The sequence below is a fragment of the Bradyrhizobium sp. KB893862 SZCCT0404 genome, from assembly GCF_018130885.1.
Taxonomy (GTDB): Bacteria; Pseudomonadota; Alphaproteobacteria; order Rhizobiales; family Xanthobacteraceae; genus Bradyrhizobium; species Bradyrhizobium stylosanthis.
This window is the reverse complement of sequence record NZ_JAFCLT010000002.1, coordinates 608,250-621,574: the sequence shown is the minus strand read 5'-3', so window position 1 is coordinate 621,574 and position 13,325 is coordinate 608,250. Positions and strand designations below refer to the sequence as shown.

The following is a 13,325-nucleotide window of genomic DNA, read 5'->3' as shown; positions in this document are numbered from 1 at the left end:
CAAGGGCGGCGGATGGGGGAAGGCCTAGCGCTGGCCGATCTTCTCCCACAGCCACTTCGCCACGGCATCCGGCGACGAATTCGCGTCGTTGCCGCTGGCGCGCAAATTCGCCTCGCGCATGGTGGCGATGTCGATCTTGCCGAGCAGCGGTTGCAGCGCCGACTTGAGGCGCTCGTCGCCGGCGCGCTTCGGCGCCAGCAGCAGGATAGCGTCGTAGGGCGGGATCGCGTGCTTGGGATCGTCGAGCGCTGTGAGATCGTATTTCGCAATCAGGCCGTCGCTGGTATAGCCGGCGATGACGTCGACCTCGCCGCTGGCGACCGCCGCATACATGAAATCCGGCTGCATCTGGCGCTGGGCACGGAATTGCAGCCCATAGGCCTTCTGCAGCGCCGCCCATTCGGGGCGTGAGAAGAATTCGTAGTCGCCGGCAATCGAGAGCGTCGATGCATGCGCGGCGAGATCGGCGATGCTGCGGATGCCGAGCGCCTCCGCGCGCTTCCTCGGGATCACCAGCGCATAGGCATTCTCGAAGCCGAGCTCGCCGAGCAGGGTGATGTTGTCCCTGGCGAGCGCCGTCTTCAATTCCGCCACCAGCTCCGCGCGCGGCTTGATGTCGGTCCGATGCAGCTGGTTGGCCCAGAGCGTGCCGGAATAATCGACATAGAGATCGATGTCGCCGGCCTTCAGCGCCTCGAAGATCACGCTGGAGCCGAGACCGGACCGCGCCGTGGCCGAGAGGCCCGCCGCCTGCAGGCGGTCCCTCATCAACGCCGACAGCACATATTGCTCGGCAAACGTCTTGGCGCCGACCACATAGCCCGACGACGAGCGCGCCATGGTCGGCACCAGCGTGGCCGCCACCAGCGCTGCGATCCCGACGCCGCCGAGCGCCGTGCGCAAGCGGCTGCGGCGACGCAGGCCGCTCTCGATCAGGCCGAGCAGCTGATCGACGGCGAGCGCGAGCAAGGCCGAGGCAGCGCAGCCGAACAGCACGAACACCCAGTTCTGGGTCTGCAATCCCGCGAAGATGTAGTTGCCGAGGCTGGTCTGCCCGATCGGCGTCGAGAGCGTCGCGGTGCCGATCACCCACACGGCAGCGGTGCGGATGCCGGCCATCATCACCGGCAGCGCCAGCGGCAGCTCGACCATCACAAGCGACTGCCGCGGCGTCATGCCGACGCCCTTGGCGGCTTCGATCAGGGCGGGATCAATGCCGTTGAGACCGGTGATGCCGTTGCGCAGCACCGGCAGCATCGAATACAGCGCCAGTGCCAGCATCGCCGGCAGGAAACCGAAGGCGGAGAAGGAAACGCCGAACCAGGCGAGCGTGACGGAGGCGGCCAGCAGCAGCAGCGGATAGAACAGCGCGAGCAGCGCCAGCCCGGGCACGGTCTGCACGATGCTGGCGAGCGCAAGCAGGAGGGCGCGCGGAACCGGACGGTTGCGCGTCAGGATCGCCAGCGGCAGGCTGACGGCGAGGCCGATCGCGAGCGCGGCGAGGCTCACCCGCACATGGCTGCCGAGATAATCGGGCAGATGCGACAGCGCCTCGCCCCAGCGCGGATCGGAGAGCAGGCTCATGCCGCACCGCTCGCCGGCAGAAGCGCGTTCAATCGCTCGACCTGGCGCCGCGGCGTGCGCAGCAGCTCCAGCACATAGGCCTCGCTGCTGTTCGACAGCTCCGCCGGCGTTCCCTGGGCGAGCAGCCGTCCGCCGCGCATCACCGCGATACGGTCGGCGAGCAGGATCGCCTCGGTCATGTCATGCGTGATCATCACGGTGGTCAGGCCGAGCTTGCGGTGAAGCGTGCGGTAATCGTCGCCGAGCGCATCGCGGGTGAGGGGATCGAGCGCCCCGAACGGCTCGTCCATCAGCACGATGCGGGGTTTTGCCGCGAGCGCCCGCGCCACGCCGACGCGCTGGCGTTGACCGCCCGAGAGGGCTTCCGGAAGCCGGTCGCGATGCGCGGTGCGGTCGAGCTGCACCAGCTCCAGCAGCTCGTCGACGCGCGCAGCGATCGCGTTTGCCGGCTCGCCCAGCAGTCTCGGCGTGATCCCGATATTGTCGGCCACGCTCAAATGCGGAAACAGGCCGCCGCTCTGGAAGACGTAGCCGATCCGGCGCCGCAGCGCGACCGGATCGACGTCCCGCACGTTTTCGCCCTCCACCGTGATGGTGCCGGCATCGGCCTCGATCAGGCGGTTGGCGAGCCGCAGCAGCGTGGTCTTGCCCGAACCGGAGCCGCCGACGATGGCCAGAAACTCGCCCTCGGCGACGTCGAGTGACACGTCGTCCACGGCCGTCAGGGAGCCGAAGCTTTTGGTGACCTTTTGGTAGCTGATCGCCAGTTTGGAGGGCATCGCGGGTGGGCTCGCTCTTTCTGACCCTCCCCCTCCGGGGGAGGGTCAGAGCACGGCAAGACCCCATGCGTAGCACGCTTGGCGCCTTGATTGAACTTGGCGGCGCGAGAGGCTAAGGCATCGAGCTGAGTTCGGAGGAAACACATGACAACGCCCACGGCAGTGGCGCTGGAAGATGCCAAGGTTGCGTTCCGCCTCGGAGACGGCCGGGTCTATACGGCGGTGGAGAAGGCTCATCTTGAGGTCGCGCAGGGCGAGTTCGTGGCCATTGTCGGTCCGACCGGCTGCGGGAAATCGACGCTGCTCAACGTCGCGGCCGGGCTGCTCAAGCCTGCCGCCGGCAGCGTCAGGATATTCGACCAGCCGCTCGCGGGGCTGAACCGGGATGCCGGCTATTTGTTCCAGGCCGACGCGCTCTTTCCCTGGAAGACCGCGCTCGACAACGTCGCGATCGGGCTCGAGATCAAGGGCACGCCGCGCGCCGAGGCGCTGCCGCGGGCGCAGAAATGGCTGACCTCCGTCGGCCTCGGCGCCTTCGCGGGGCGCTATCCGCACATGCTCTCCGGCGGCCAGCGCAAGCGCGTGGCTCTGGCGCAGGTGCTGATCCGCGACCCCAAAATCCTCCTCATGGACGAGCCGTTCGGGCCGCTCGATGCGCAGACGCGCCAGGTGATGGGCAACCTCCTGCTCGACTTGTGGAGCGCCGACCGCAAGGCGGTGCTGTTCGTCACCCACGATCTCGAAGAGGCGATCGCGCTCGCCGACCGCGTCGTGATCATGTCGGCCGGGCCCTCCTCGCGCATCATCGGCGACTGGAAGGTTACGCTGCCGCGGCCGCGCGACATCTTCGAGGTGCGGCTCGACAAGGAGTTCCACGCGCTTCATCGCGAGATCTGGAGCGTGCTGAAGGACGAGGTGATGAAGGGCTACGCGCAGTCCACCCACGCGGCGGAGGCGGTGTGATGTCGCGCCCGACGCTGTTTGCGCTGCAAGTGCTGGTCGCTGTGGTCTGCATCGTGCTGTGGCAGGTGCTGTCGACCGTCCCCGTGTTCGGCAAGATCCTGCTGCCGCCGTTCTTCTTCTCCAATCCGCTCGACGTGTTCAGCCAGATCGTGAAGTGGTTCGCCTCCGGCGTGATCTGGAAGCATCTCGGCATCACGCTGGCGGAATCGATCCTCGCCTTCGTCATCGGCTCGCTCGGCGGCGTGCTGGTCGGCTTCTGGTTCGCACGCCAGCCGATCGTTGCCGCGGTGTTCGACCCCTACGTGAAGATGGTCAACGCGTTGCCGCGCGTGGTGCTGGCGCCGATCTTCGCGCTGTGGCTCGGCCTCGGCATCTGGTCCAAGGTCGCGCTCGGCGTGACGCTGGTGTTCTTCATCGTGTTCTTCAACGTCTATCAGGGCGTGAAGGAAGTCAGTCGCACCGTGCTCGACAACGGCCGCATGCTCGGCATGAGCGAGCGGCAGCTGATGCAGCACGTCTATTGGCCGTCGGCGCTGTCCTGGATGTTCTCCTCGCTGCACACCTCGGTCGGCTTTGCCGTGGTGGGCGCGGTCGTCGGCGAGTATCTGGGATCGGCCGCGGGCCTCGGCTATCTGATCCAGCAGGCCGAGGGCGTGTTCGACGTCGCCGGCGTGTTCGCCGGCATGTTCGTGCTGTCGGCCTTCGTCATCCTGATCGACTACGGCGTGACGCTGGTCGAGCGGCGGCTATTGGTGTGGCGGCCGACCGCGTCGGATGGGCGCGGCTAGGGCGCATCAGTTTCTGATTGCGGGCCACAGAAAACGTGCACTCCCTCTCCCGCTTGCGGGGGAGGGCTGGGGTGGGGGTATCTCCACGAGCGAGAACCCCCAAGAGAGAGAACCCTCACCCGCGCCTTCGGCGCGACCTCTCCCGCAAGCGGGAGAGGTGAAGAGAGCTCAATCCAGCAGCTTGGTATCGTCAGGGGCCTGCGGCGGCGTCTTGATGGCGATCGCCTTGACCTGCCCGGAGATCGGCTTGGTGCCGCCATGCGGCGTGCCCTTCGGGATGATGACGAGGTCGCCGGGCTTCACCGTGACCTCCTTGTCGCCGAGCCAGATCGTCCCGGTCCCGTCCAGGATGTACTGGATCTCGTTGGTGTTGGGATGCATGTGCTTGGGCACATTGCCGACCTGGATCGAGATGGTGGCGCCGTCGGCGCTCGCGAACATTTTCGAGCGGTAGCCGACATTGTTGGCGGGCCCGAGCGCATCGCCCTCCATCTCGCCGGTGTGGATGATCTGCGCGGTGACGTTCTCGGCGGCCAGCGCCGGCCGGAGCAGCTGGTTGGCGCCGCATCCGGCGGCAAAGGCGGCGGCAATCGAAAGCCCGGCAACGAGGCGGTTCATGGTTGATTCTCCCCATCTGGAATTGTTCTTGTCCGGGCATGCTATTGCGCCAAAAGGCTGATGGCCAGCCCACTTAGGCAGCGCTTCTCAAGCCAGTCCCGCTGCTCTATGGTGCCGCCGGCCGAACGGAGGAAACCAATGAAGAACACGATTGCCAGGCTCGCCGGCGCGCTGCTCGCGCTGACGCTCACCACCGGTTTTGCCGCGGCGCAAAGCAAGGTCACCATCGCGGTCGGGGGCGGCTCCTGCCTGTGCTATCTGCCGACGGTGTTGGCCAAGCAGCTCGGCGAATACGAGAAGGCCGGTCTGAATGTCGAGCTGGTCGACCTCAAGGGTGGCTCGGACGCGCTCAAGGCCGTGCTCGGCGGCAGCGCCGACGTCGTCTCCGGCTATTTCGATCATTGCGTCAACCTCGCCGCCAAGAAGCAGGAGCTGCAGGCGTTCGTGGTCTATGACCGCTATCCCGGCCTCGTGCTGGTGGTCGCGCCCTCGCGCACCAACGACATCAAGTCGGTCAAGGACCTTGCCGGCAAGAAGGTCGGCGTCAGCGCCCCCGGCTCGTCCACGGACTTCTTCCTGAAATACATGCTCAAGAAGAACGGGCTCGACCCCACCAGCGCCGCCGTGATCGGCGTCGGCCTCGGCGCCACCGCGGTCGCCGCGATGGAGCAGGGGCAGATCGATGCGGCCGTGATGCTCGATCCCTCCGTCACCGTGCTTCAGGGCAGCCACAAGGACCTGCGCATCCTCAGCGACACCCGCACGCAGAAGGACACGCTCGAGACCTTCGGCGGCGAATATCCCGGCGGCGCGCTGTACTCGACGGTCGCTTGGATCAACGGTCACGAGAAGGAGACGCAGGCGCTCACCAATGCGATCCTGGCCACGCTCGCCTGGATCCATTCGCATACGCCTGAAGAGGTCATGGCGAAGATGCCGGAAGAGGTGGTCGGCAAGAACAAGGACCTCTATCTCGCCGCGCTGAAGAACACGATTCCCATGTTCTCCGAGACCGGCAAGATGGACCCGAAGGGCGCCGACGCCGTGCTCGCGGTGTTCAGCGTCGGTTCGCCCGAGGTTGCGAACGCCAAGATCGACGTCAGCAAGACCTTCACCAACAAGTACGTCGAGCAGGCCAAGAAGACCACGGGGAGCGCCAAATAGCTGACGCGAAGGCGTGGTAACCAGGCGTCATGACGTCACCGCTCATTCATCGCGTCACGACGCTTGATCTTGCCGTGCGGCCGGTCGTGTGGCCGTTCGCGGAGGAGCGGCGCGCCGAGATCACGGCGCATTTCGCCGAGAAGCAGCGCGAGCGGCCGAAGCTCTGGAACGGCCGCGTCCTGCTCGGGCGCGACGCGGTGTTCACCGGCGGCCATCTCTCCGCAACCTATTTCGAGACCGATTTCGCGAGCTTCCTCGCCTGGCGCGACTGGGGCTTTCCCGACAAGGCCGTATTCAACGGCTTTGGCATGGGCGCGCTACTTGCCTCCGACGGCGCATTCATCATGGGCGAGATGGCAGCCCATACCGCCAATGAGGGCCGCATCTATTTCCCGTCGGGCACGCCCGATCTCGACGACGTCGTCGACGGCACGCTCGACATTGCCGGCAGCGTCGTCCGCGAGCTCGGCGAGGAGACCGGGCTGACGGAAGCCGACTACCGGATCGAGCCGGGCTGGCATTGCGTCGTCACCGGCCCTACGCTTGCAATGCTGCAGGTCATCAACCTGGATATGCCGGGCGACGTGGCCCGCGCCCGGATCGAAGCCAATCTCGCACGCGAGACCGAGCCGGAGCTGTCGGCCATCCATATCGTGCGCGGGTTGAGTGATCTCACGCCGGCCATGCCGCGATTTGTCACGGCCTTCGTCGAGCAGCAGTTCACCTCGCGCTGATGCGCAAGGCTTGACATCGCCGCCCGCAGCCCATGTGATGGGCGAAAAAGCAAAAGCAAGAAGACTGCAATGCACAATCGTCCAGGGAGGTTTAGATGCGCCTGCGCATGGCTGCCCGCTTGGTACATGGGCTGTTGATCGCGATGTCAGCGACGGGCTTGGCGGCTTCGGCCGAGGCCCAAGAGAAGAAGATCAAGATCGGCGTCGTTTTCGATTTGACCGGGCCACTCGCGGGCGGCGGCTCCGAGCTGAACTATGTCGGCACGAAGATCATCCTCGACCATTTCGCCAAGTCCGGCGTCGAGGGCTACAAGATCGAGGCGGTCTACGCCGACGCGCAGAGCAAGCCCGACATCGCCATCAACGAATCCGTCCGCCTGCTCGAGCAGGAGAAGGTGGACATGGTGCTCGGCTTCTTCTCCTCCGCGCAATGCGTGCCGGTCGCCTCGCGCGTCGAGCAGCTCAAGAAGTTCATGTGGATGACGACCTGCATCTCGTCGGCCGTGTTCAACGAGAAGGGCTACAAATACGTCTTCCGCCCGCAGGCCAGCGGCGACCAGTTCGGCATGATGACGATGGACTTCATCGCGCAGAACGCCAAGGCGAAGCTCGGCAAGGAGCCGAGCGAGCTGCGCGTCGCCATCATCCACGAGGACGGCGCCTATGGCGTCGACGTCTCCAGGGGCAACGAGGCCGGGGCGAAGAAGGCCGGCTTCAACGTCGTGCTCAAGGAAGGCTATTCGGCGACCGCGCCGGACCTCTCTGCGCTGGTGACCAAGCTCAAGCGCGCCAAGCCCGACGTCATCTTCCACACCGGCTACAACCCCGACATCACGCTCCTGCTGCGGCAGGCCCGCGAGCAGGGCTTGAAATTCGGCGCGCTGATGGGGCACGGCGCCGGCTACGGCGTCTATGAGAAGCTGAAGGAGGGCATGGGCGCGGACGCGACCTACATCTTCAACACCGATCCGATCTCGATCTGGCTCTCCAACCAGAAGACCATGGATCCGAAGCTTCCGCCCGTCATCAAGATGGTCGGCGAGGAGTTCGACAAGATCAAGCCGGGCGTTGCCATCCGTTCGGCGCATGTCGGCATCGGCGCGTCCAACACCTATGTGTTCATGAGCGACGTGCTGCCGCGCGCGATCAAGAAGTATGGCGGGGTCGATCCGGAGGCGCTGCGCAAGGCGGCGCTCGACACCGACATTCCCGAGGGCGGCACCATGCTCGGCTTCGGCGTCAAGTTCTACGGCGAGGGCACGCCGATGGCGGGCCAGAACGAGCGCTCGTTCCCCGTGGTGATCCAGTATCTCGAAGACAAGTCCCATGTGGTGTGGCCCAAGAGTCAGGCGCAGCGCGAAGCCGTGCTGCCGCTGCCCAAGGGCACCACCTACAGCAACCAGTAGCGGAGCAGGCGGTGCTGGAAGTCAGCGGGCTGGTGAAGCGGTTCGGCGGCTTCACCGCCGTGAACAACGTGTCGTTCCGGGTCGACCAGGGCGAGATACTCGGCCTGATCGGCCCCAACGGCTCGGGCAAGAGCACGATCTTCAACATGCTCTCGGGCACGCTCGCCCCGACCGCCGGCTCGATCCTGTTCGGCGGCTCCGAGATCGCGGGCCTTGCGCCGCACCGGATCATCAACAGCGGCATCGGCCGGACCTTCCAGATCCCGCGGCCGTTCCGTCGCCTGACCATTTTCGAGAACGTCGCGCTCGCCGGCTTCTACGGCCAGGGCCGCCACAGCCGCGTCAAGGCGGAGGAGGCGGCCGAGCGCGCGCTGGCGATGGTCGGCCTGCCGACCGATCGCCACGCCAGCGTCGATGGTCTCGGCGCTGCGGGCCTGAAGAAGCTCGAGCTGGCCAAGGCGCTCGCCACAGCGCCAAAGCTGTTGCTCGCCGATGAAAGCCTCGGCGGCCTCGACGAGGCCGAGATGGACCAGGCCGCCGACATGCTGCGCAACATCCGCGACGAGCTCGGCATCACCATCATCTGGGTCGAGCACATCATGGGCGTCCTGATGCGCGTCGTCGACCGCGTCATGGTGCTCGATCACGGCGAGAAGATCTCGGAAGGCCTGCCGAGCGCGGTTGCCGGCGATCCGCGCGTCATCGAGGTCTATCTCGGCACCGATGCCGAGACCACGCAGGCCGCGGCCGCCGAAGCGCGCCGCCGCGCGGGAGGCCAGTGATGCTCGAACTTCGCGGCGTCAACGCCGGCTATGGCACTTTCCAGGCGCTGTTCGACGTCAATCTCGATGTGAAGGCGGGCGAAGCCGTCGGCGTCATCGGGCCGAACGGCGCGGGCAAGACCACCCTGATGCGCGTCATCTCCGGCCTGATCCGGCCCACGCGCGGCTCGATCACGATGGAGGGCGTCGACGTCGTGGCGACGCCGGCACACAAGATCGTCAGCCTCGGCATTGCGCATGTGCCGGAGAACCGGCGGCTGTTTCCGCAGCTCACGGTCGATGACAATCTCAAGATGGGCGCCTTCATGAAGGAGGCGCGCGGGCACTATGCCGAGCGGCTGGACGCCGTGTTCGACCTGTTCCCGCGCCTGAAGGAGCGCCGCCACCAGATGGCCGGTACCATGTCCGGCGGCGAGCAGCAGATGTGCGCGATCGGCCGCGCGATGATGTCCAATCCGAAGCTGCTGCTGCTGGACGAGCCGTCCGCCGGGCTGGCGCCGGTGGTGGTGCAGCAGGTGTTCGAGCTGGTGAAGCGGATCCGCGCCAGCGGGCTGACCGTGCTGATCGTCGAGCAGAACGTGCAGCAGGTGCTGAAGGTGGTGGACCGCGCCTATCTGATCGAGGCAGGCACGATCCGCGCCTCCGGCACCTCGGCCGAGATGCTGGCGAGCGACACGGTCAAGGAAGCGTATCTCGGGGTGTGATGGGCATGCAGGCGTTCCTGGACATTTTCGACATCTACCTGCTGGAGGCCGTGATCAACGGCATCCTGCTCGGCGGCGTGCTGGCGCTGCTCGCGCTCGGGCTGAACCTGATCTTCGGCGTCATCGACGTGACCTGGATCTGCTACGCCGAGCTCGTCATGATCGGCATGTACGCCATGTACTTCATGGTGCAGTATTACGGCGTCAGCTATTTCGTCGCCGCGCCGCTCACGATCCTGCTGGTCGCGATCCTCGGCGCGCTCCTGCATTATCTCGTGATCGCGCCGCTGCTCACGGCGCCGCCGATCAACCAGCTGCTCGCGACCGGCGGCGTGCTGTTCGTGCTGCAGAGCTTCGCCACCGTCGCCTTCGGCATCGACTTCCGCAATCTCGGCATCCGCCTGCCGGTGCTCGCCTTCGGCGACATGAATTTCAGCTACGCACGACTGTTGTCGTTTCTGGCTGCGCTGGTCGGCATGGTCGCGGTGTACCTGTTCATGACGCGCACCTTCACCGGCACCGCGATCCGCGCCATCTCGCAAGACCGGCAGATCATGGCGCTGATGGGCGTCGACACCAAGCGGATCTATATCATCACGTCCGCGCTCGGCGGCGCGCTGGCCGGGCTCGCGGCGTGCCTCTTGGTGCTGCAATACGACGTGCACCCCTTCGTCGGCCTCTCGTTCGGGCCGATCACCTTCCTGATCTGCGTGCTCGGCGGCCTCGGCAATTTCATCGGCGGCTTCATCGCGGCGTTCGTCTTCGCCGAGATCATCTCGCTCGGCGGCCTGTTCTCCGACCTCGAATGGGGCTACGTGCTGGCCTTCGCCTTCTTCATCGTCATGATGTTCATCCGGCCCGCGGGCCTGCTTGCGAGGCGCCGATGAATGGACAGGGACGTCTTGCGACCTGGGGCATCGGGCTGGCGGCGCTGGTCGCGCTGCCCTTCGTCTATCGCGACCCCTATCATCTGCACATCCTGGTGCTGATCCTGATCTGGTCGTTCGCCTATACGTCGTGGTCGATGATGGGGCGGTTCGGCCTGGTCTCGCTCGGACATGGCGGCTTCATGGGGATCGGCGCCTATGTCACCGCGCTCCTGTGGAATCACCTGGGGCTGTCGCCCTGGATCGGCATTCCCATCAGCATGGCCGCGGCCGGCGCGCTGGCGCTGATCGTCGGCTATCCCTGCTTCCGCTTCCGCATCACCGGGCACTATTTCGTGCTGGTGACGTTGGCGCTGTCGGGCATCGTGCTCCAGGTCATCACCGCGACGCGCGACTATACCGGCGGCTCGCTCGGCTACACGCCGAACCGCGCGACCGGCAACAAGCTGCTGGCGCTGCAATTCGACGACAAGATCACCTGGTACCTGATCGCGCTCGGGGTCTGGCTGTTCGGGATCGTGGTCTGGCACTGGGTGGACCGCAGCATGGCGCGCTATGCGCTGGAGGCGATCTCGGAGGACGAGGATGCCGCCGCTGCGGCCGGCGTCGACGTCACCGCCGAGAAGCTGAAGATCACCCTGCTCAGCGCGCTGATGACCGCGCTCGCGGGCGCGATTTACTGCCAGTACCAGATGTTCATCACGCCCGATACGGTCAGCGGCATCGCGGTGTCGCTGCAGATGGTGTTCGCGGCGATCGTCGGGGGCCTGTTCGTCTCGCTCGGGCCGACCGTGGGCGCCGTCATCACCATCCTGCTGGCGGAGACCCTGCGGATCGGCTTCGGCACCAAGGCGGTCGGCTGGGACAACCTCGTTTACGGCGTGCTGCTCGTGCTTTTCATCATATTCCTTCCCAAGGGCATCCTTGGTAGCTTGCTCGACCGACTGAAGCCGCAACGCAAGGTGCCCCGCGCTCATGAGCAAGAAGCCGTCCAAATCGCTCGCCCAGGAACTTGACCGCTACATCACGCCGTTCCGCTACGATGGCGCGGGCAAGTTTCACCTCAAGGAGCACAAGACCGACGAGAAGGGCGACCTCGACAAGGAGAAGGCGCAGGCGCTTCTCGATGCCAACAAGAAGCGGCTGATCGAGTTTCAGGAGAAGCTCTATGCCCAGGACCGCTGGTCGCTGCTGATCGTGTTCCAGGCCATGGACGCCGGCGGCAAGGATTCCGCGATCAAGGCGATCTTCGAGGGCATCAATCCGCAGGGCTGCGAGGTCACGGCCTTCAAGGCGCCGAGCAACAAGGAGCTCGACCACGACTTCCTGTGGCGCCATGTCGTCGCGCTGCCCGAGCGCGGCCATATCGGCATCTTCAACCGGTCGCATTACGAGGAATGCCTGGTGACGCGGGTGCATCCGGAGATTCTCGCCAAGGAGAAGCTGCCGCAAAAGCTCGTCACCAAGAACATCTGGAAGGAGCGGTTCGAGGACATCGCCGCCTTCGAGCGCTACCTCTGCCGCAACGGCACCGTGGTGCTGAAGTTCTTCCTCAACGTGTCCAGGGACGAGCAGCGCGAGCGCTTCCTCGACCGGCTGGAGGATCCGTCCAAGCAGTGGAAGTTCTCGATGGACGACATCAAGGAGCGCGCGCTGTGGCCGCGCTACCAGGCGGTCTATCAGGACATCGTACGGCACACGTCCACCTCGCACGCGCCGTGGTACGTCGTGCCCGCCGACCACAAATGGTTCGCCCGGGTCGTGATCGGATCGGTGATCAACGCGGCGCTCGAAAAGCTCGACCTGCGCTTTCCCCGCGCCGACAAGGCTTCGCTCGAGGAGTTCAAGGCCGTGCGCAGGGCGCTCGAGCGCGAGGGAAAGGGGAAGCGGTGATGTTGAAGCTTGTTCTCGCACTCGCTGTTCTCGTGATAAGCGCGCCGGCGCGGGCCCAGACCTACGCGCCGGGTGCGCCGGTCTGCCTGCACGTCTTCGGCGAGCTGGAGGGCGAGCGGATCGATTGCATCTTCGCCTCCTTCGCGCAGTGCCAGGCCGCAGCTTCGGGGCGGCCTGCGACGTGCGTGATGAATCCCTACGCGGCGCAGGCCCAGCCGGCGAGGGCGGGGCGCCGCGTCCGCTAGGTGCCGGCGGGCGGCAAAGCCCGCTGCGATACAAAAGTGCGAAAACAACCCCATGCACAGTAGCCGGCGACAATGGAATCAAGGGCTTGGCGTCGGGTGCGAGGCTCTTGCGGATTTTTCGAATCGATTTGACGCGTCGGGCAAAACAGGGGCGATGATGTCACCATCGCCGGAGGCTGCCGTCTTCAACATCCGGCCCTCATCAGCAGCGGACATCTGAAGCAGACATCAGCAACAGCGTCATCTCGTCGGCATCGGCGAGACGCGCGAGTGCAATTCGAGATTGGCGTTTCGCGCTTACGAGATCGAAGACGGAGCGGGACTCGCAGGCATAACGACCGCGCGCACGACGGGCATCTTGAGGTTGCGAGAAGGAACCGGATTACGCCTTGCGTTCCCGCATCAAATCTCGTGATTGCGTCGTCGTTCCTGCTTGACAGTTTTATGGCACAGGAGGACCATACCAACGGTCGCGAATACGCGACGCGCAACGTCCACCACATGAGCAAGGGGAGGTCTATGACACCACCTCCGCAGATCCAGCCGCGTTAAGTGCGATGGAGCTCGTTCGGACTATCGCATAGCGGCAGAAACCGCGAACGGCACGCCGGGCACAGGTCTAGTGGGCTGCATCAGTGAGGCATAGCCCCTACCTGCCCGGCGCTGTATTTTTCACGCGCTTCGCATTGCGCGGCCCTGCCGAGGTCGCGGCGTGCGGTTGCCCTCATGCTTCTCTCTTCTCCTCCTCGCCGTCATTCCGGCGTCAAAACCGGAATGA

General features: G+C 65.5%; 14 protein-coding genes. 11 read left to right on the top strand and 3 right to left on the bottom strand.

Going from position 1 to position 13,325, the window contains the following annotated elements; all coding sequences use genetic code 11:
• Positions 1-24 precede the first annotated feature (24 nt).
• Together JQ617_RS11730 and JQ617_RS11725 are read right to left on the bottom strand one after the other, a co-directional pair.
• Positions 25-1,584, bottom strand: coding sequence for a glycine betaine ABC transporter substrate-binding protein (locus JQ617_RS11730; RefSeq protein ID WP_212026441.1), 1,560 nt, complete (start codon positions 1,582-1,584; stop codon positions 25-27).
• A complete protein-coding gene (locus JQ617_RS11725; RefSeq protein ID WP_212026440.1) occupies positions 1,581-2,363 on the bottom strand; it encodes an ATP-binding cassette domain-containing protein in 783 nt (260 codons plus the stop codon). The genes JQ617_RS11730 and JQ617_RS11725 overlap by 4 nt, the downstream gene beginning before the upstream one ends.
• Positions 2,364-2,507: 144 nt before the next feature.
• On the opposite strand from JQ617_RS11725, the gene JQ617_RS11720 reads away from it, so the two are divergent.
• Both JQ617_RS11720 and JQ617_RS11715 read left to right on the top strand, forming a co-directional pair.
• Positions 2,508-3,326 carry an ABC transporter ATP-binding protein gene (locus JQ617_RS11720; protein WP_212026439.1) on the top strand — a complete coding sequence of 273 codons (819 nt, stop codon included), beginning with the start codon at positions 2,508-2,510 and terminating at the stop codon, positions 3,324-3,326.
• Entirely contained in the window at positions 3,326-4,114 is a 789-nt protein-coding gene (locus tag JQ617_RS11715; protein ID WP_063689012.1) for an ABC transporter permease, read from the top strand. Before JQ617_RS11720 ends, JQ617_RS11715 begins: the two co-directional genes overlap by 1 nt.
• 168 nt (positions 4,115-4,282) lie before the next feature.
• Here JQ617_RS11715 and JQ617_RS11710 read toward each other — a convergent pair whose 3' ends face one another.
• Positions 4,283-4,732, bottom strand: coding sequence for a cupin domain-containing protein (locus tag JQ617_RS11710; protein ID WP_212026438.1), 450 nt, complete (start codon positions 4,730-4,732; stop codon positions 4,283-4,285).
• A 138-nt stretch (positions 4,733-4,870) separates the two neighbouring features.
• Between JQ617_RS11710 and JQ617_RS11705 the strand changes: the two genes are divergently transcribed.
• The 9 genes from JQ617_RS11705 (at position 4,871) to JQ617_RS11665 (ending at position 12,547) form a co-directional block, all read left to right on the top strand.
• Entirely contained in the window at positions 4,871-5,896 is a 1,026-nt protein-coding gene (locus tag JQ617_RS11705) for an ABC transporter substrate-binding protein (protein WP_212026437.1), read from the top strand.
• A gap of 29 nt (positions 5,897-5,925) precedes the next feature.
• Positions 5,926-6,630, top strand: a complete 705-nt coding sequence (locus JQ617_RS11700) for an NUDIX hydrolase (RefSeq protein WP_212026436.1) — start codon at positions 5,926-5,928, stop codon at positions 6,628-6,630.
• A 95-nt stretch (positions 6,631-6,725) separates the two neighbouring features.
• A complete protein-coding gene (locus tag JQ617_RS11695) occupies positions 6,726-8,036 on the top strand; it encodes an ABC transporter substrate-binding protein (RefSeq protein ID WP_212026435.1) in 1,311 nt (436 codons plus the stop codon).
• A gap of 11 nt (positions 8,037-8,047) precedes the next feature.
• Positions 8,048-8,818 carry an ABC transporter ATP-binding protein gene (locus tag JQ617_RS11690; RefSeq protein ID WP_145664285.1) on the top strand — a complete coding sequence of 257 codons (771 nt, stop codon included), beginning with the start codon at positions 8,048-8,050 and terminating at the stop codon, positions 8,816-8,818.
• Positions 8,818-9,522, top strand: coding sequence for an ABC transporter ATP-binding protein (locus JQ617_RS11685; RefSeq protein ID WP_212026434.1), 705 nt, complete (start codon positions 8,818-8,820; stop codon positions 9,520-9,522). The genes JQ617_RS11690 and JQ617_RS11685 overlap by 1 nt, the downstream gene beginning before the upstream one ends.
• Before the next feature lie 5 nt (positions 9,523-9,527).
• Positions 9,528-10,409 carry a branched-chain amino acid ABC transporter permease gene (locus JQ617_RS11680; RefSeq protein ID WP_063690716.1) on the top strand — a complete coding sequence of 294 codons (882 nt, stop codon included), beginning with the start codon at positions 9,528-9,530 and terminating at the stop codon, positions 10,407-10,409.
• Entirely contained in the window at positions 10,406-11,425 is a 1,020-nt protein-coding gene (locus JQ617_RS11675; RefSeq protein WP_212026433.1) for a branched-chain amino acid ABC transporter permease, read from the top strand. The genes JQ617_RS11680 and JQ617_RS11675 overlap by 4 nt, the downstream gene beginning before the upstream one ends.
• A complete protein-coding gene (locus tag JQ617_RS11670) occupies positions 11,385-12,302 on the top strand; it encodes a polyphosphate kinase 2 family protein (protein WP_212026432.1) in 918 nt (305 codons plus the stop codon). The genes JQ617_RS11675 and JQ617_RS11670 overlap by 41 nt, the downstream gene beginning before the upstream one ends.
• Positions 12,302-12,547: a DUF3551 domain-containing protein gene (locus JQ617_RS11665; protein ID WP_212026431.1), complete on the top strand. Its 246-nt coding sequence runs from the start codon at positions 12,302-12,304 to the stop codon at positions 12,545-12,547. The genes JQ617_RS11670 and JQ617_RS11665 overlap by 1 nt, the downstream gene beginning before the upstream one ends.
• Positions 12,548-13,325 lie beyond the last annotated feature (778 nt).

What these genes read in the sequence shown, in the direction of transcription:
- JQ617_RS11730 (WP_212026441.1), bottom strand. Translation starts at nt 1,584, where the DNA reads ATGAGCCTGCTCTCCGATCCGCGCTGGGGCGAGGCGCTGTCGCATCTG.
- JQ617_RS11725 (WP_212026440.1), bottom strand. Translation starts at nt 2,363, where the DNA reads ATGCCCTCCAAACTGGCGATCAGCTACCAAAAGGTCACCAAAAGCTTC.
- JQ617_RS11720 (WP_212026439.1), top strand. Translation starts at nt 2,508, where the DNA reads ATGACAACGCCCACGGCAGTGGCGCTGGAAGATGCCAAGGTTGCGTTC.
- JQ617_RS11715 (WP_063689012.1), top strand. Translation starts at nt 3,326, where the DNA reads ATGTCGCGCCCGACGCTGTTTGCGCTGCAAGTGCTGGTCGCTGTGGTC.
- JQ617_RS11710 (WP_212026438.1), bottom strand. Translation starts at nt 4,732, where the DNA reads ATGAACCGCCTCGTTGCCGGGCTTTCGATTGCCGCCGCCTTTGCCGCC.
- JQ617_RS11705 (WP_212026437.1), top strand. Translation starts at nt 4,871, where the DNA reads ATGAAGAACACGATTGCCAGGCTCGCCGGCGCGCTGCTCGCGCTGACG.
- JQ617_RS11700 (WP_212026436.1), top strand. Translation starts at nt 5,926, where the DNA reads ATGACGTCACCGCTCATTCATCGCGTCACGACGCTTGATCTTGCCGTG.
- JQ617_RS11695 (WP_212026435.1), top strand. Translation starts at nt 6,726, where the DNA reads ATGCGCCTGCGCATGGCTGCCCGCTTGGTACATGGGCTGTTGATCGCG.
- JQ617_RS11685 (WP_212026434.1), top strand. Translation starts at nt 8,818, where the DNA reads ATGCTCGAACTTCGCGGCGTCAACGCCGGCTATGGCACTTTCCAGGCG.
- JQ617_RS11680 (WP_063690716.1), top strand. Translation starts at nt 9,528, where the DNA reads ATGCAGGCGTTCCTGGACATTTTCGACATCTACCTGCTGGAGGCCGTG.
- JQ617_RS11675 (WP_212026433.1), top strand. Translation starts at nt 10,406, where the DNA reads ATGAATGGACAGGGACGTCTTGCGACCTGGGGCATCGGGCTGGCGGCG.
- JQ617_RS11670 (WP_212026432.1), top strand. Translation starts at nt 11,385, where the DNA reads ATGAGCAAGAAGCCGTCCAAATCGCTCGCCCAGGAACTTGACCGCTAC.
- JQ617_RS11665 (WP_212026431.1), top strand. Translation starts at nt 12,302, where the DNA reads ATGTTGAAGCTTGTTCTCGCACTCGCTGTTCTCGTGATAAGCGCGCCG.